Source organism: Vibrio sp. M260118 (assembly GCF_036533755.1).
GTDB lineage: Bacteria > Pseudomonadota > Gammaproteobacteria > Enterobacterales > Vibrionaceae > Vibrio.
The window spans coordinates 1-17,290 of record NZ_JATABG010000075.1 but is presented as its reverse complement, the minus strand read 5'-3'; the positions used below and the strand labels follow the sequence as shown (position 1 = coordinate 17,290).

The window sequence follows — 17,290 nt, the reverse complement described above, 5'->3', positions numbered from 1 at the left end:
CCAAAAACAGCACCACATCGGCAACTTTTTTACAGTGCAGTTCATCAGCCTTAATTTGATCAAAGGCAAACGCCATGTCGAGAGTTCGCTCTTGCAATTGGCGCGACAAGCTCTCGCGACTCATAATTTCGGCCATAAAACCATAGCCTTCAAATTCATCGGTCACTAAACTTAAGCCATTTTGCAGATACGCATCCCAAACGTTAGGCGTACCCCCTAAGGTCAACTGCAATGCTTTTCCACTCTCAAGTGACAGCTCTAGCTTAGCGTGCTGGAGGGTATTGACCATAACCTCAGCATAGCCAATCAATCGTTCGCCTGCTGATGTTAGCTTGATATTGTTCCTATCTCGAATAAACAGCTGTGTGTCAAAATAGCTCTCTAGCTGTTTGATCCTAGCGCTGACTGCCGCTTGAGTGATGTACAGGTTTTCTGCCGCCTTACCAAAATGCCTAACTTGGGCTAACTCTAAAAACGTTCTAAAAACTTTTACATCCATTGAATTTCCTCTACCGATGAGCATGAAAGATTACCAAATACTGCATTTTCTTGATCATCTTTCAGTCACTAAAGTGTTATCTAAACTTAATTAAAATATTCGATAGTTAAGACAAAAATTATTTGTTTTTCATTTAAGCATTTTGCGCCTAATTTTCATACCAACCGAGATAAATAGATGTTCAGATTTTGGCGTAACGATGAGCACATATTTAAACGGATTGGTGTTACTTACCCTTGCAGAACTAATAGAGGCTACCAAAATGTCAGACACTTTATTTCGTCATGGCAAAAAACGTTTTTACGACAACACTAAGTTTCCACGCGGCTTTGCTAAGTCTGGAGATTTTACGCTTGCTGAGGAAGAAATCCTAACCCTTTATGGTGATACTATGTTGGGTTTAGAGTCTGGCGAACTGTTACCGGAAAACAGCGAAGAGAAACACTTCGTCAAGGTACTCGTCCATCCAGGTAAAGCGAAGTCAAAGCTCGAGCGCGTTTGGTTGAAATACGTTCAGCTAGCTCGTGGTCGTAAGCGCTTCCATACTCTCAATGGCCATGCCAAACACTACGCAAACAACGCAGAAGATTATTCAGATGAATCAAGCTTAGTCGAAACGGATTAATTCCGCCCAATCATTAAAAAGCCCCGAATGCAGTATGCTTCAGGGCTTTTTTCATTTGGCTAACATAGCGACCTTTTTGAGAAAACTGTCACGAAGGTGCTCTTGGTCATAATCGAGGTGATAGGTGTTGTGGAAGCCGATTTTTAGCTCTACACCATTGCCTCGCATATACACATTGTAGCCATCGTAATCGGAGAACGCTTCGACGCCCTCATACATTTTGCCATGCTCCGTTGGAGAACCGTTCGCCATCACTGTTTCATAAGCTTGGAGAACTTTGGTCGGATCAAGTTCATTCTTCATATTCCGCCTCCTGATTCTATCCAAACTTGAAGCTAGGAAGATTGGATAGACAGTTGTTTACAGTAGAAAGTATGGGCAAACAATGAGGTTTTCGCCAACTCGACCATTGAGCCAAGTCAAACTCTATTCGCTTTTGTCTGAGCGGATCAACTCCGCTAAAGTACTCAATCTCTGTTGGCTGTTTTTAACGTAAGGGTTATTTTGATCCCAAGCGTAACCAGCCAATATAGAGCTGATCATCTGCTTGATACGCAAGTTGGGTTTTCGATAAAAAATCACATCCTGCAAACTGCCGTTGTACCAACCTTCGACATAGGTGCGGAATGTATTCACGCCTATCATCAAGGGCTTTGAGTATTCCTCTTTCCAGTCAACATCATGGCCATTCAACTGCTTAATAACGCAACTTACAGCAAGTTGAGCTGATTTCATCGCGATTGTTACGCCGGAAGAGAACACGGGATCGAGAAACTCGCCCGCATTGCCCAATAGTGCGTAGTGTTTAGTTGCGAGATGTTTGACATTAGCCGAGTAACCACCGAGCTCTCCCGCCGGGTTAGGATATTCGGCATGTTTGAGTAGCATAGCCAAACCGGCTTCCTCAGTTGCAAGCTGTTTAATCGCCGCTATTTTGTCTTGCGGGTAACGCTCAAAAAACTCGGGGTCCCCCACAATGCCGAACGAACAAACGCCATTTGAGAATGGAATCAACCAATACCAAACGTCATGATTGTCAGGGTGGACAGAAATCAGAATCTTACTGCGATCGTACTCGATACTTTGCTCATCAATGTTATCAACAATATGAGTAAAGATCGCTTTACGAGGTGGTAAACTAGAGGGTTGTTCAAGGTCGAGCATTCTTGGTAACACTCGGCCAAATCCACTGGCATCAAGCACAAAGTCCGCTTCAATTTGGTAATGTTCTCCACACGGATCGTTAACCGTCAACAATGAGCGAGAACCCATAAACTCTAGGGCGGTGAGTTGATGTTGGTAGCGAATTTCTACCCCTTGCTCGGCAGCGCTGTCAGCTAACACTTTATCAAAGCTAGCGCGCTGAACCTGGAAGGTTGTTCCCGGTCCTGGGCTAAACTTATCGGTAAAATCGTAGTGGGTGTATACACCATTGCGACGAAACGCTGCGCCATCTTTGTATTGGAAACCATATTGAGTGACCGCATCAAGCATACCCGCCTGTTCAACCACCTCCATACAAGCAGGCAGTAAGCTTTCACCGATGGAAAATCGTGGAAATTGCGCTTTTTCAATAACGATAACGTCGATACTTTGCGCTTTTAAAAGAGCGGAAGCAATTGAGCCGGACGGACCGGCTCCAATAACAACTACCTGAGTAGAGTCTCTTTTCATAGTTCGAGGACCATGTTAAGGCCTCTCTGCATTACACTGCTTTTAGTTTAAGTAGGGTATGACCTAGACCAATATTATCGGTTCTCTCTTCCACCACTAAGCCCGCTTCTTCAATGATTTCCAAGAAGTCATCACTGCGATAGAAACGGCTATTACCATTGGCCAAACATGTAAAGTAGAGAGACGTTGCATTCAAGCTGTAAGATGCCGCATCGTACTTCTGCGCATCCCAGAATAGCTCAAGAATATAGACAGAGTCGCCTTCGCGCAATTGCCCTTTTACCTTCTTGAGGATAGTTAAAATCTCCATTGGAGAGAAGCAGTCCAAGAATTGGCTCATCCACCAAATATCGGCGCTTTCAGGCAATGGTTGTTGTTTATCGAGCATGTTGGCAGGGAATGGGTGAACTCGGTCAGCGAAGCCATGATCACTGGCGTTTTTCATCGCCATTTCTAGCTGTTGAGGCAAGTCGACAATGGTAATGTCGACTGCTGCGTTGTGCTTACAACATTGCATTGCCCATTTACCCGTGTTGCCGCCAATATCAACGATTTTCTTCGGCTGATTCTTAAACACCTGTTCGAGAAGAATCGGGAAAGAGCGATCGGAGTAGAAGTGGTCAAACTTAAACCAGCTCTCTTTGGCTTTTTCCGGCAGCCTAGATAAGCCTTGGTAAATCGTTTCCCAATCGCCTAGCTCTTTCAAACCAGAAGGTTTACCTTCAACAATCGCTTCCGTTAAGTGCATCATCGCCGCGTAACAAACGTCAGCAGTGAAGTCCATATTGGCATTGGTCATGCCATCATGAAGCAAAAAGAAGCCTAAATTGGCAAGAGAATAGTTAGGTTTTTCCCACAACACGATATTGGCGCTAATTGCCATATCTAACAACACCTTAACGCCATACTCAGAAACCTCGGTTTGCTGAGCAATTTCTACAGCATTTAAGCCCTTTTCTCCGGCTTTATCTAACGCCGCTAAAATACCTAAATCACGTAAAGTGCGTGCCGTATGAAACACTATAGGAGCAAATGAAAGCATTTGCGCTTGCGTTTTCGCCTCTAGAGCGTTAAACGGATCTTTATTTTCTTGTACCACGAAAAACCTAACTGTATTAAATAAAAAATTATTGTGCTGAAGCCATAAGCGCTAGGTTACGCTTAATGTCGACATTTAAATTGTTAATCCAACGATTGTAATTGCGATGAATTTTACCACCACTCTCTCTTAAATTTTCTGAGCTAAGATAAAGGATCGAGTAAAACTTATCGTTATATGGAATTTTTATTTCTGCAGAGTGCGAGCGAACAAGCAACTTAGCGTGTAATTCATTCTCATTTGTTTGATCGACAACCCAACCACGTTCTGTTGCCGCTTGCATAATAGCCATCTTCACTTGTTTACTTTGAAGATTGTAACCAACTGGAGTATCCTCAACTTCCATAATCGGCTGAACACGACCACAACCTACGAGTAATAAAGCTAGCAAGACTGAACTGAATAACTTAAATGGTGACATATTAAAAGTTCCTTTGTAAGTGTTTAATATTCTGGATTTTGTTCACCTCACTAGTATTTATCTGTAAAACCAACAATTCAATCTCTTATGCATAAATCAGATATCAACATCTCATTAAATATTGACGCATGGTGTGCACACTCCAACGGACTGTCTTCACCTGAGTGCTGGAAAAGCTGGTCAGATAACTTACAGTGGCCCACGGAAAGCAAGCTAGTCACATCTGCAATCCCCGCAATGATGCGTCGTCGAATGAGCAATTTGAGCAAAGTAGCGGTACAAACCACACTTGAACTTCTCGAACAACATCACGCCGATTACCTAGTATTTGCTAGCCGTCACGGTGAACTGCATCGCAGTGTAGCGCTAATTGATGCTATTTTAAAAGGCGAAGAGGCCTCGCCGATGGCTTTTTCTCAATCAGTACACAACACCGCAGCTGGTTTAGCGACAATCGCAGCGAAAAAGCCGATCCCTGTCACCTCTATCGCGGCATCCGGGAACACCTTCCAGAGTGCTATTATTGAAGCCTGGCTTTACTTAAACGCGAATCCAGAACATAAAGTGTTGGTGATTGACTTCGATCAACCGCTACCACAAGCGTACGAACAATATGAAGACCAACAGTATCAAACCTACGCAATTGGCTTGATTATTTCATCCGGTGATGATTATTTAATCACCTCGCAAGCCACTAAAGAGACATCAGCCGAAACACGCCCACAAGGACTGGAATTTATCCGCCAATTTCTATCTAATGAAAACCATTGGCATATAGAATCTCCTCGGCAAACATGGTTGTGGCAAAGAAAATAATGAAAACGTTGGATCGATATTGGCGTGTTTTCGCAACCGGATTCTGTTTCTTGGTATTTGGCTTAGGTGGATTAACCTTAAGCTTTATTGTTGTTCCGGCTACTCGTGTTTTTACTAAAAATAAAATAGCTCGAGAATATCGAGTTCAAAATGCAATACAGCGTTCGTTTAATGCATTTTGCAAATTAATGAAGTTCACCGGGGCCATCGATTACAAAATAGTCGGTGCCGAAAAATTAAAGCAAGATACCAATTGCCTGATTGTCGCTAATCACCCAAGTCTAATTGATTATGTGCTCATCGCATCACAATTAGAGCGCTGCGACTGTTTGGTCAAATCGGCTATTTGGGCCAACCCGTTTATGAAGCATATTGTCAAAGCTGCGGGGTATATCCCGAATGAAACGCCAGATGATCCAGTCCGGACTGAGCGAGATTTGCGCGTTATACACATCACCGTTTCTCCAAGCTTTCTCACAAAAGAGAAAAAGTGGTATCAAGTACCTCCAATTAAGCCTTTTTTCCTTGTAGAAGTTAAGGATAAAGTTGAGGTTAAACCTTTTATAGAGCAAACTACGTCTCCAACGATTGCCGCTCGCCGTTTGCAGCAGCATCTATCAGAGACGATCTTTCCAGAAAATGTACAATGACAAGTAGGCTACAGTGGAAAAACTACACAACTAAATAAAACAACTTATAATTGATGCACTAAATCTAGAAGATTTGACTATTGACGATATTGAGACAGATGCGCCACTTTTTGGTGACGGCTTAGGTCTAGATTCGATCGACGCATTAGAACTCGGTTTAGCGATCAAAAAGAAGTACAACATTGTGATCGATGCAGATGATTCAAATACTCGAGAGCACTTTGCGTCAGTGAGCAATTTAGCGAAGTATATTGCTTCGCAGGTCAGTGAATAATCCGTAGGTACACCCATGACAGATGTAAATAAAGAACAGGTATTCGCTCAAGTTAAGGATGCACTTGAAGAATTATTTGAGATTGACGCTGCGGATATCGTACCTGAAGCACACTTATATCAAGACCTTGATTTAGACAGTATCGATGCGGTTGACCTCGTGGTTCACCTACAAAACGTTACTGGCAAGAAAATCAAACCCGAAGAATTCAGCGCGGTTCGCACTGTTGACGACGTGGTTAGCGCAGTTGCAGAGCTTCTTAAGGAAGCCTAATGCGCCAATTGCTGACAGCCCTGTCCGCAGTTGTCCTGCTCGCTTATCCATTCGCCGTTTATTTCGGCATCGATAAATTCGGCCTTTCCTTGGTGGGGATTCTACTGATCGCCGCCTTGGGAATGCGTCTGCTGTTTGCACAGCGTACTAAGCTGAAAGAGCTAAAATACGTCGCTCAAGTATCTGCAATCACAGGTATCTCTTTAGTCGGTTTGGGCATCATTTTTAGGCAGCACGGTTGGCTGACGTTTTACCCTGTCGTCGTCAACGTCTGCATGTTGGCAGTGTTCGCCTCAAGCCTAAAACAACCACAAACTATTATAGAGCGATTAGCTCGTCTCCAAGAGCCAGATTTACCTAAGAGCGGCGTTGATTACACTCGTAAGGTCACCATAACATGGTGTTTATTCTTTATTGCTAATGGCCTGATTGCACTTTATACCTGTTTCCAGCCCCTAGAGATCTGGACCTTGTATAACGGCCTTATCAGCTACATTCTCGCGGGCAGTCTGTTTGCTGTCGAGTGGATTGTACGCCAAATCATTCGTAAGGATCACCAGAGCAAATGAACCTAGCATCGGCTAACTTTTCTTCATTTACCGACTTAATGGGTGCGCCACGCTCTGACACTGCGCCCGTGGCGTTTACTCACAGCAAAGTCACCACATGGGGTGAGTTTCAGTGCCATGTCGCTCAGTTTACTCAGCAGTTAGAGCAGCACCCAGCGAAAAGAGTTGCACTCTGTTTTGGTGATAGTTACTGGTTCGCTATCGGTTTCATCGCTGCGTGTTATGCGCGCAAGCAGATCATCCTGCCGGGTAATTATCAACCACAAGCGGTACTTGAGCTTAGTGAACATTTCGACCTTGTCATCCATGATGACGACGTCGCCGTTGTACCGCAACTCACCACACTAAACATAGAGCCTAACCAACCTCGTCAGTCGAAGAAGCTTAGCTTCGAATCGCTACCGCTAGACCAGATTACTGTTACCCTGTTTACCTCTGGATCAAGTGGCAAAGCCAAAGCAATCAATAAAACGCTAACACAGCTCGATACTGAGGTGGCGATTCTTGAATCGCTGTGGGGAGAGCAACTCGCAGGGGTACGTATTGAGAGTACAGTATCCCACCAGCATATCTATGGCCTACTGTTCCGTCTGCTTTGGCCCCTTTGCGCAGGTAGACCATTTGCAGCGCAGAATTTAGAGTTTCCCGAGCAAGTGGTCCAGCACGCCGACAACGACACAGTATTAATCAGTAGCCCAGCGCTTCTAAAACGCCTAAGTGATGAGCACCAAAGTGCACCCCTACGTTGTGTTTTCTCATCAGGAGGCCCTCTGCCATCTAGTGCGGCTAATCATAGTTTGAATCTCTTTTCTCATCTGCCAATTGAAGTATTTGGCAGTACAGAGACTGGCGGTATCGCTTATCGTCAACAGCAGAGTGCAACGACCCCTTGGCGCCTATTTCCGGGCGTGGAAGCTGAACTTAATAGCGAACACTGTCTGCGCCTACGTGCGTGTCATATCGCAGGGGATGAATGGTATCAAACTGCCGATGAATGCTATTTCCATGATAAAGTAAGCTTCGATTTGAAGGGCAGAACCGATCGAGTAGTGAAAATTGAAGAAAAGCGAATTTCACTGGTTGAAGTTGAGAAGCGCTTGGAACAACTCGATTGGATCGAAGAGAGCGCGGTTATCCCTATCCAGGATGGCAGCCGTTTGGCACTATGCGCAGTTATTGTCCTTAGCAACAACGGACAACAACAGATAGAACAACTTGGCAAAGGGAAATTTTGGTTAGCATTACGGAAGAGCTTACGTGCTTGGCTTGAGCCTATCGCGATTCCAAGAAAATACCGTCTAGTGAGTGAGATACCTCTCAATAGTCAAGGTAAGCGACAAGTCGCTGAAATAGAAAAATTATTCCAAGATGAAGAGCATGGATAAAAGAAAACCAACGATTTTAAATGTAGAAACCAATCAAACAGCCTCGACCATCACTATGCAGGTTGACGCTGACATATTGGATTTTCGTGGTCACTTTACTCACTTCCCGCTTCTTCCGGGCGTTAGTCAAATTGACTGGGCACTGTTCTACGCCATTGAATATTTGCATATCCCGCCGACATTTAAAGGTATGGAAGTGATCAAGTTTCAAGAGCCTATCCTTCCAGATATGCGAGTAAACCTTGCCTTGAACTGGGACGAAGAGAAACAAAAACTCACCTTCAAATACAGTTCCCAACAAGGCGATAGGTTAGTGATTCACTCATCTGGGAAGATGAAACTCGGTGAGTAGCGTGGAAAAATACCAACCTTGCTTCCTGATCCCTTGCTATAACCACGGCAGCACAATTGCCGCTGTGGTGTCATCTCTCGACCCATTTTTACTCCCTTTTATCATAGTAGATGACGGCAGCAATGACGAAACTAAACAGGCGTTGACTCAGGTTGCACAGCAAGAAAACATTACTTTAGTAACGCTAGCAGAAAACTCCGGCAAAGGTGGCGCCGTGATGGCGGGTATCCGTAAAGCGAATGAGCTTGGATACAGTCATGTAGTGCAGATTGACGCTGACGGTCAGCACGACATTGAAGCCTTACCAAATTTACTGGCTAAGTCTAAAGCGCAACCTAACCATCTAATTTCCGGTCAGCCGGTTTATGATGAAAGCGTGCCTAAGTCTCGACTATACGGTCGATACGCCACTCATATTTGGGTCTGGATTGAAACTCTCTCTTTCGCCATTAAAGACAGTATGTGTGGATTTCGCGCCTACCCTGTAGAAAAAACCGTTAGCGTACTTAACAAGTACGATATCGGCACCCGAATGGATTTTGATATCGAAATCCTTGTGCGTATGTATTGGGAAGGCGTAGAGATAGACTTTGTTGAAACCAGAGTCATCTATCCGGAAGGTGGGATCTCCCATTTCGATGCTCTGTGGGATAACGTAAAGATCAGTTGGATGCACACGCGACTGTTTTTCTCTATGTTGCCAAGAATCCCGAGCCTAATTACCCGCCACCGCCATCGTAGTTCGGAATGTAAAGAGACTCATTGGTCGAAAAGGCAAGAGCAAGGCACTATCCTTGGTATCAAACTACTGCTGACAATTTACAGTCTACTCGGACGCAAGGTGTTTAACCTTATCCTCCAGTTGGTGATGCGCTATTACCACTTAACCAGTAAAGACGCTAAACGCGCATCCGAAGTCTATTTAGCGCAATTGCAAAGTTATGCTAAGCAACAATCGATCTCACTACCCGGCGATCTCAATAGTTATCAGCACCTGCTTTCGTTTGGCCATACCATGCTCGATAAACTTGCCGCTTGGAAAGGCGATTTCAATGTCGACAACCTCACCATTCATGGTCAAGAGCACTTTGAAGCGATGGCAGAAGACAATCAAGGTGTACTTATCCTAGGTTCACACTTAGGTAATATAGAGCTATGCCGTGCACTTAGCCGACGTCATGCCCATGTGAAAATCAACGCCTTAGTCTTTACCGAGCACGCTGAACGTTTTAACACAGTAATGAAAGCGGTCAATCCAAATTCCGAGTTGAACCTGATTCAAGTGAGTTCAATGGGGCCAGATACCGCGATCTTACTGCAGCAGAAAATCGAGCAAGGTGAATGGGTAGTGATTGTCGGTGACCGCACCTCCACCAGCAAAGAGGCTCGCTCGGTATGGGCAGACTTCTTAGGTAAACCCGCGCCATTCCCGCAAGGGCCATTTATGCTCGCATCGGTGCTAAAAGCTCCAGTTTACCTCCTGTTTGGTCTAAGAGACGATTCTAGTGAAAAGCCTCACTTTAACGTCTATTTCGAACACTTTAGCAACAAAATTGCTCTCCCTCGTAAAGAGCGCCAACAAGCATTACAACAAGTGGTGCAGGACTATGCCAACCGTCTGCAGCACTACACATTGCAAAACCCACTGCAGTGGTATAATTTTTTCAATTTTTGGACATTAAGTAATCAACAAGATGACGACGCAAACAAATAACACCGTTCAGTTTGGCGCGCAGGCGCTGACAATAGAAGATGTGGTAGCCATTGCACAAGGTGCCAATGCCAGCCTCAACCAATCTGCAGAGTTTAACGCCAAGATCGACCGCGGTGTTGCGTTTCTAGAACGTCTGTTGAAAGAAGAAGGCGTGATTTATGGTGTAACGACCGGTTACGGAGACTCCTGTACCGTTGCGATTCCACCAAATTTAGTGGATGAACTGCCACTCCACCTCACTCGCTTTCACGGCTGTGGCCTTGGAGAGATTTTAAGCCACGAACAGGCAAGAGCCGTTCTAGCCACACGTTTATGTTCATTAGCACAAGGCGTATCTGGCGTGACTCACGACCTGCTCAACCAAATCGTCACCTTAATTAACCAAGATATCGCTCCGCGCATTCCTCAAGAGGGATCCGTCGGTGCCAGTGGTGATTTAACGCCTCTCTCATACTTAGCCGCGGCGTTAATTGGTGAGCGTGATGTGCTGTACAAAGGCGAAGTGCGACCAACTGCTGACGTTTATGCCGAGCTAGGCATCGACCCAATTCAGCTTAAGCCGAAAGAAGGTTTAGCGCTAATGAATGGCACCTCGGTAATGACCGCATTGGCTTGCTTGGCTTACAAACGTGCTGAGTACCTAGCTCAGCTATGCACCAAGATCACGGCGATGGTTTCTGTTGGCATGCACGGCAACGACTTCCACTTCGATGAAGCGCTATTCGCTGTGAAACCTCACCCGGGTCAACAGCAAGTAGCGGCATGGTTACGCGACGATCTAAAAGCCGATCGCCCACCGCGCAACAGTGATCGCTTACAAGATCGCTATTCGCTACGCTGCGCGCCACATGTGATTGGTGTTGTACAAGACTCTCTACCTTGGCTGCGTTCAATGATTGAAAACGAACTCAACAGCGCCAACGACAACCCAATTATTGACGGCGACAACGAGCGCGTTCTACACGGTGGTCACTTCTATGGCGGCCATATCGCAATGGCAATGGATACGCTGAAAACCGGTATCGCAAACCTAGCTGACCTACTGGATCGCCAAATGGCCCAGCTAATGGATTACAAGTTCAACAACGGTTTACCATTTAACTTGACGGGTGCGGAAGGCGAACGTAAGCCGATCAACCACGGCTTTAAAGCGGTGCAAATTGGTATTTCTGCCTGGACAGCAGAAGCGCTAAAACACACCATGCCAGCGAGTGTTTTCTCTCGCTCTACAGAGTGCCATAACCAAGATAAGGTCAGCATGGGCACCATCGCAGCGCGCGACTGTATCCGTGTACTAGAACTTACTGAGCAAGTTGCTGCGGCATCACTACTCGCCAGTGTTCAAGCGTTGGAGATTCGTCGTCGCCACAATGAACTCGATGAACACCATATGAGCGACAATCTTAAAATGATTCGCGACGCAGTACTTCGCGAGTTCGATTTTGTTGCAGAAGATCGCCCACTAGAAAAAGATTTACGCCACTTTATTGAACGTATCCAGCAGCGCCACTGGTCGTTGTACGCGGAGGCATAATGGATCACGAGATTCAATTTCCGCTCGAATCTGAGGTGACTATTGTCACCTCCTTCCAAGACGCTGATCCTATGGGTGTTATCTATCATGGCAACTACTTCCGTTACTTTGAGGAAGCTAGGCGTGTGATGATGGATAAAATCAATTATGGCTACCTAGCCATGAATGACTCTGGCTACATGTGGCCGATCATTGGTACTCAGGTAAAATACGTCAAAGCGATCCCGTTCAATCACACGATCCGCGTGACAGCTAAGCTGACAGAGTGGGAAAACCGCCTACGTGTTGACTACGTGATTTATGATGCTCAAACAGGCAAAAGAATGTGTAAAGGTCACACCATGCAAGTAGCGGTGGCAATAGAATCAGAAGAGATGTGTTTTGCTTCGCCAAAAGTCTTCACCGATAAAGTGGAGCATTGGCATCAATATGGGAACCTAGCTGAATGAAAAAGTGGTTGATGCTGGCGCTAGTGGCGCTATCTCCTTTCTGTCAGGCAAGCGTTACTGACTTGGAATCTCTGCAGAAGCAACTTGCTCAGCACGCTATTGTGCGTGGCGACTTCACTCAACTTCGCCATATCGAAATGTTTGCCGAACCGCTAAGTTCACAAGGTAGCTTCACACTTAGCAAGCAAATGGGCCTGCTTTGGCACCAAACCACACCATTCCCGGTTAACCTTGTTCTTACCGAAGACAAACTACGCCAAACCTTCGCTGGACAAGTGCCACAAGTGATCACCGCAAAAGACAACCCTATGGCGTTCTACTTTAGCCACGTTTTCTTGGCGGTTTTTCATGGTGACACTGACGCGCTGAAAGAACAGTTCGAGATAGAGTTTGATACCAGTGCTGAGCAGTGGACAATCGAGCTCGTCCCAAAACAAGCGCCGCTCAATGCCGTATTTGAAACCATTACTCTTTTCGGTAATGAAGATATTGATGGCCTAACACTACAAGAAGTTCGTGGTGATAAAACTGAAATTCTTTTTTCAAATCAAACCCACCAGCCTGAGAGCTTAAACGATGCTGAAAAAGCGCAGTTCAGTTTCTAATCTCTCCAGTGTGTTGAGTATACCAACAACAAAAAAGATCGCCTTCGCATGGTTAGGACTAGTGCTACTATTTCTTGCCATGCTAGCTAAGCAGTGGATCTGGTCGGCGCAATCGCCAATTGAAACCAATATCCTCAAACTGTTGCCCGTTAATCAGCAAGACCCTGTCGCCGAGCAAGCATTTGAGTCTATCTCTAGCAACTTAAGTGACAAGGTTGTTTTCGTAGTTACTGCCCCAACCGAGCAACAAGCCTTCGGAGCGGCGCAGCAACTTGAACAGTCCTTAACTCAAACAGGCTTATTTTCGCAAGTTGCCGGGAGAGTCAGTTCTCAGCAGCAAAGCCAATGGGCAGCCTACTATTTCCAACATAGGTTTCAACAGCTGACTGACCAACAACGTGCACGCTTAACCTCTCAACCAGAGGTGCAGGTTCAGCAGGTGATTCAATCACTCTACAATCCGTTCTCTGGCGTGACGGGCAAAGAGCTAAGCAGTGATCCTTTTTTACTGTTTCGTGATTATCTTGCCCAACTGACCAAACAGAGCTCTGCGTTTACCCTTGACCAAGGCTACCTAACGGCAAGCTACCAAGGGCACAAATATGTGTTGGTCACCGCGACACTCATCAGTTCACCATACAGCCTAACTGCCCAACAAGGCGTAGCAGATGTACTTGCTATTGAGCAATCGCTTTCACAGCAGTTCGACGCCGATACACTGCATACTGGCGTGCTGTTTTACGCTCAGTTTGGCACTGAGAGTGCGAAGTCCGAAATCAGTACCATAGGGTTATTCTCTTTACTTGGCGTGATCGTATTAATTGTGAGTGTGTTCCGCAGTATTGTGCCACTCTCACTCGCCCTGCTCTCAATCGGCATTGGGCTACTTTCTGCCTTAGCCATGACCACTTGGATATTTGGTACGGTACACCTGTTTAGCTTAGTGTTTGGTGCGAGCTTAATTGGCGTGTCGATCGATTACGCTTTCCACTACCTCACCGAACGTTTAGCTGATGGGCAAAAATGGGATAGCCGTCAGGGTCTCAAACATATATATGTCGCCATCACCATGGGCCTGGTTACCAGCTTGATTGGCTACCTAGGTATGCTTATCGCACCTTTTCCCGGCTTACAACAACTGGCGCTTTTCTCCTCATTTGGTCTAATTGCCGCCTACGCTACCGTAGTGGCCTGGTATCCTGTATTAGCAGTTAAACCAAGTGACGACAGAACGCTTCCGGGTCATTGGATTTGGCAGCAGTGGCTATCGCTGTGGGCTAAACCGACGGTTAAGTATGGACTACCGCTAGCATGTGTATTGGCCACTATCGTGCCTTTGGCGAATCTTCATTACGATGACGATATTAAGCAACTACAGGCCATGCCGGATAACTTAAAGCAACAAGAAGCCTTTATCAGTCAATTAAGTGGCATGCAGTCTTCACAACAAATGTTGGTAGTAACCGCTGAAAATGACGAAGCGCTTATGCAGCGTTTAGAGGCATTGACGCCCACATTAAATGATTGGCAGCAAGATGGCGTCATCAATGACTATCAGAGTTTAAGCCAATACCTTAGCTCAATGGCTCGTCAACAACAGAACTACCAACTGATTAGCGACTTATATCAAAAGCAAGGCGACAAGCTAACCGCTGCGCTTTCGCTAACCAAGCCACCGCAATTGTCGCAAGCTTTCGCTCCTGTATCACTTAGCAGCTACCTTGCGCACACCGTTTCTGAACCCATTCGTTTTCTCTACATTGGCCGAATCGATGATCAGGTGGCAGCTGCTGTCGTGCTCAACGAGCTTACACATCCGACAGAAGTTAAACGTTTCGCTATAGCCCACTCGGATATTAGTTATCTTAATAAGGCTGAGGAGGTTTCTACGCTGTTCTCAGAATATCGAGTGAAGGTGATGGAGTTGTTGATAGCGGCGCTAGGCGTCATTACCCTAATTCTTCTTAAACGCTACGGGCTAAAACACGCCATGCGCATACTAATGCCATCCCTGATAGCCTGTGCAGCAGGTTTGGCTATGGCTTCAGCGCTCGGTTCGACACTCAATCTATTTAACTTACTTGCCCTGATTCTCATCGTAGGCATCGGCATTGACTACACACTGTTTTTTGCAGAAAAAGCTGGCAGCCAAAGCACCTTGTTGGCCATTACGCTATCAGCGATGACAACCCTACTATCATTTGGATTGTTGGCACTTAGCCAAACTCACGCCATTCATAGTTTTGGCATCACTGTTCTAAGCGGGATTTTTGTTGCTTGGCTACTATCACCTATGGCGATAAAGGATAAATCATGAGATTAGATCTGCTCTTGCGTACATTGTTAGCCGCTACTCTAAGCCTTGCCATAGCAGCTTGTAGCTCAACCGAGCAAAATGCTAAGCCGAGTGTTCAGCTTTCTCAGGGTCAACAGGTTAACTTGCCATCGGCTACTTCCTTGGGTTTCGGTTTGAATGCAAGCCAGCTCATTGAAGCGACTTGGGACACTGGAAAAAAACAGCGCGTTGAGCAATTACCTGTTCAATTGCAAGTTAACGGCAATACACTTGTTTTAGCTGGTTTTTCATCTTGGGGAACTCGAATCTTATCCCTTAATTATCAAGATGATAAGATAACCTCCGAAGTACTAACTGGTCTTGATGGCGTGGTACCCGCTCCCGAGCAGGTACTATTCAACCTAATGATCACGCTCTGGCCTGTTTCTGCTTGGGAAGGCCCGTTAAATGAGGTAAGGTGGCGGATAGTTGAAAATTATAACTCCCGCTCTGTTTTCGATAGCAATGACAACAAAATTATTGATGTCCAATATAGCAATCAAGACAGGCTAGCTGGAGAGATCATTTTCCACCATTTAATTGATAACTATACAATTAAAATTAAAACGCTCCAATTTAGTAAAACATAGATAACACCACAGATAGCCAACATGCCGACACACGTTTCAACACCAGTATTCATTCAAGACTGTGGCTTTCACTCTGCAATGGGAGACGACACAGCTCAGATCCATCAATGTTTGAGCGGTCAGAAAGTTTCAAATATGGTGGTCGATGACCAAATCCTCAACACCGGCACTTCAACCGTTATTGGCCGTGTAGCAGAGGAGCTTCCTGAGATCCCTCAGCACTTGAATCGTTTTAACAGCCGTAACAATCAACTCGCACTTTCTGCGGCGTTACAGATAGAGGCGTCAGTACGTAAAGCGATAACTGAATTTGGCGCTAACCGCGTTGCGGTAATTATCGGTACCAGTACTTCCGGTATTGCCGATGGTGAGCTCGCCTACACAGAAAAGCTCAATCAAGGTGACTTCCCTCAATCGTTCCACTACCGTAAGCAAGAACTTGGTAACCCAAGTGACTTTATTGCCGCCTATTTCGGTTTAACTGGGCCTTGCTACTCCATCTCTACGGCTTGCTCTTCCAGTGGCCGTGTATTTATTACTGCACAGCGACTTCTACGTAGTGGGATGGCTGACGCAGTGATCGTCGGCGGTGTCGACACTATTTGTCGTCTCACCCTAAATGGCTTTAACGGATTGGAAGCGCTATCGAATACGCTTTGTCAACCTTTTAGTGAATCACGCGAAGGTATTAATATTGGTGAATCTGCCGCGTTAATGCTACTAAGCAAAAACCCAACAGATATCGCTCTACTTGGCGCAGGTGATAGCTCTGATGCTCACCATATTTCTGCGCCACAGCCTGAGGGTAACGGTGCAGAGCAAGCGATGCAAAAGGCGCTTGATGATGCTGGGCTGACTAGCGAAGATATTGGCTATGTCAACGCCCATGGAACAGCGACCCCCCTCAACGACAGCATGGAAAGCAAGGCCATTTATCGCCTATTCCAAGACCAAGTTCCAGTCAGCTCAACCAAGCCACTGACAGGCCATACGCTGGGTGCTGCGAGCGCAACCGAAGCAGCAATCGCTTGGCACATATTAAAATACGATTTACCACTACCTATTCAAGGCTGCCAAAACAAAGCGCAAGACATCGAAGTGTCACTCGTGGAAACAACAACGAAGTTGCACGGCAAAGCCATTTTAAGCAACTCTTTTGCCTTCGGTGGTAACAACATTAGTCTAATTTTTGGTTTTCCCCATGACTAACTACCCTTTAATTGGGCAGCTATTGCCCCATGATGAGCCCATGATACTTATCGATCGTGCGCTAGACATTCAGAAAAACGCTATTCACTGTCAGGTTGATATCGGTGACAAAAATCCATTTTTTAATCCGGAGTCTCAAACCATTCCTGCTTACGTCGGGATTGAGTTTATGGCTCAATCTGTTGCGGCTTGGTCTGGCTATCATGCTATGCAGAAC

General features: G+C 45.7%; 21 protein-coding genes. 16 read left to right on the top strand and 5 right to left on the bottom strand.

Annotated features, from left to right (window positions below; translation table 11 throughout):
* A partial coding sequence (locus QTO00_RS07000; protein ID WP_331423894.1) for a LysR family transcriptional regulator occupies nucleotides 1–499 on the bottom strand: 499 nt, incomplete at its 3' end.
* 262 nt (nucleotides 500–761) lie between these two features.
* Here QTO00_RS07000 and QTO00_RS06995 point away from each other — a divergent pair.
* Nucleotides 762–1,124 (top strand): DUF413 domain-containing protein, encoded by a 363-nt coding sequence (locus QTO00_RS06995; RefSeq protein ID WP_331423892.1) that lies wholly within the window; start codon nucleotides 762–764, stop codon nucleotides 1,122–1,124.
* 51 nt (nucleotides 1,125–1,175) lie between these two features.
* On the opposite strand, the gene QTO00_RS06990 is transcribed toward QTO00_RS06995, so the two are convergent.
* From QTO00_RS06990 to QTO00_RS06975, 4 genes are all read right to left on the bottom strand, one after another.
* Entirely contained in the window at nucleotides 1,176–1,427 is a 252-nt protein-coding gene (locus QTO00_RS06990; RefSeq protein ID WP_038201842.1) for a DUF3081 domain-containing protein, read from the bottom strand.
* Between the two features lie 123 nt (nucleotides 1,428–1,550).
* Complete coding sequence (locus QTO00_RS06985) at nucleotides 1,551–2,798, bottom strand: NAD(P)/FAD-dependent oxidoreductase (RefSeq protein ID WP_331423889.1); 1,248 nt, start codon at nucleotides 2,796–2,798, stop codon at nucleotides 1,551–1,553.
* 31 nt (nucleotides 2,799–2,829) lie between these two features.
* On the bottom strand, nucleotides 2,830–3,840 hold the full coding sequence (locus QTO00_RS06980) for a methyltransferase (protein ID WP_443088904.1): 1,011 nt from the start codon (nucleotides 3,838–3,840) through the stop codon (nucleotides 2,830–2,832).
* Between the two features lie 85 nt (nucleotides 3,841–3,925).
* Nucleotides 3,926–4,318, bottom strand: coding sequence for a hypothetical protein (locus QTO00_RS06975; protein ID WP_038201851.1), 393 nt, complete (start codon nucleotides 4,316–4,318; stop codon nucleotides 3,926–3,928).
* Nucleotides 4,319–4,405: 87 nt separating this feature from the next.
* Between QTO00_RS06975 and QTO00_RS06970 the strand changes: the two genes are divergently transcribed.
* From QTO00_RS06970 to QTO00_RS06900, 15 genes are all read left to right on the top strand, one after another.
* Complete coding sequence (locus tag QTO00_RS06970) at nucleotides 4,406–5,134, top strand: beta-ketoacyl synthase chain length factor (protein WP_038201854.1); 729 nt, start codon at nucleotides 4,406–4,408, stop codon at nucleotides 5,132–5,134.
* Nucleotides 5,134–5,784, top strand: coding sequence for a lysophospholipid acyltransferase family protein (locus QTO00_RS06965; RefSeq protein ID WP_331423886.1), 651 nt, complete (start codon nucleotides 5,134–5,136; stop codon nucleotides 5,782–5,784). The genes QTO00_RS06970 and QTO00_RS06965 overlap by 1 nt, the downstream gene beginning before the upstream one ends.
* A 34-nt stretch (nucleotides 5,785–5,818) precedes the next feature.
* Entirely contained in the window at nucleotides 5,819–6,058 is a 240-nt protein-coding gene (locus QTO00_RS06960; protein WP_331423896.1) for a phosphopantetheine-binding protein, read from the top strand.
* 15 nt (nucleotides 6,059–6,073) lie between these two features.
* Entirely contained in the window at nucleotides 6,074–6,331 is a 258-nt protein-coding gene (locus QTO00_RS06955) for an acyl carrier protein (protein WP_038201864.1), read from the top strand.
* Nucleotides 6,331–6,900 (top strand): hypothetical protein, encoded by a 570-nt coding sequence (locus QTO00_RS06950; RefSeq protein WP_331423883.1) that lies wholly within the window; start codon nucleotides 6,331–6,333, stop codon nucleotides 6,898–6,900. The genes QTO00_RS06955 and QTO00_RS06950 overlap by 1 nt, the downstream gene beginning before the upstream one ends.
* Nucleotides 6,897–8,285 carry an AMP-binding protein gene (locus tag QTO00_RS06945; RefSeq protein WP_331423881.1) on the top strand — a complete coding sequence of 463 codons (1,389 nt, stop codon included), beginning with the start codon at nucleotides 6,897–6,899 and terminating at the stop codon, nucleotides 8,283–8,285. Before QTO00_RS06950 ends, QTO00_RS06945 begins: the two co-directional genes overlap by 4 nt.
* Nucleotides 8,278–8,637: an ApeI family dehydratase gene (locus tag QTO00_RS06940; RefSeq protein WP_331423880.1), complete on the top strand. Its 360-nt coding sequence runs from the start codon at nucleotides 8,278–8,280 to the stop codon at nucleotides 8,635–8,637. Before QTO00_RS06945 ends, QTO00_RS06940 begins: the two co-directional genes overlap by 8 nt.
* Nucleotides 8,630–10,351: a glycosyltransferase family 2 protein gene (locus QTO00_RS06935; RefSeq protein ID WP_331423879.1), complete on the top strand. Its 1,722-nt coding sequence runs from the start codon at nucleotides 8,630–8,632 to the stop codon at nucleotides 10,349–10,351. The genes QTO00_RS06940 and QTO00_RS06935 overlap by 8 nt, the downstream gene beginning before the upstream one ends.
* Nucleotides 10,332–11,885, top strand: coding sequence for an HAL/PAL/TAL family ammonia-lyase (locus tag QTO00_RS06930; RefSeq protein ID WP_331423878.1), 1,554 nt, complete (start codon nucleotides 10,332–10,334; stop codon nucleotides 11,883–11,885). Before QTO00_RS06935 ends, QTO00_RS06930 begins: the two co-directional genes overlap by 20 nt.
* Nucleotides 11,885–12,334: an acyl-CoA thioesterase gene (locus tag QTO00_RS06925; protein ID WP_331423876.1), complete on the top strand. Its 450-nt coding sequence runs from the start codon at nucleotides 11,885–11,887 to the stop codon at nucleotides 12,332–12,334. The genes QTO00_RS06930 and QTO00_RS06925 overlap by 1 nt, the downstream gene beginning before the upstream one ends.
* The gene (locus tag QTO00_RS06920; protein ID WP_331423874.1) at nucleotides 12,331–12,939 is read left to right on the top strand and encodes a LolA family protein; all 609 of its coding nucleotides are present in this window, start codon (nucleotides 12,331–12,333) and stop codon (nucleotides 12,937–12,939) included. Before QTO00_RS06925 ends, QTO00_RS06920 begins: the two co-directional genes overlap by 4 nt.
* Nucleotides 12,911–15,256 (top strand): MMPL family transporter, encoded by a 2,346-nt coding sequence (locus QTO00_RS06915; protein ID WP_331423872.1) that lies wholly within the window; start codon nucleotides 12,911–12,913, stop codon nucleotides 15,254–15,256. The genes QTO00_RS06920 and QTO00_RS06915 overlap by 29 nt, the downstream gene beginning before the upstream one ends.
* On the top strand, nucleotides 15,253–15,864 hold the full coding sequence (locus QTO00_RS06910; RefSeq protein ID WP_038201884.1) for a DUF3261 domain-containing protein: 612 nt from the start codon (nucleotides 15,253–15,255) through the stop codon (nucleotides 15,862–15,864). The genes QTO00_RS06915 and QTO00_RS06910 overlap by 4 nt, the downstream gene beginning before the upstream one ends.
* Before the next feature lie 21 nt (nucleotides 15,865–15,885).
* Complete coding sequence (locus QTO00_RS06905; RefSeq protein WP_331423870.1) at nucleotides 15,886–17,073, top strand: beta-ketoacyl-[acyl-carrier-protein] synthase family protein; 1,188 nt, start codon at nucleotides 15,886–15,888, stop codon at nucleotides 17,071–17,073.
* Nucleotides 17,066–17,290: ApeP family dehydratase (locus QTO00_RS06900; RefSeq protein WP_443088903.1), on the top strand; the 225-nt coding region annotated here is incomplete at its 3' end. The genes QTO00_RS06905 and QTO00_RS06900, both read left to right, overlap by 8 nt.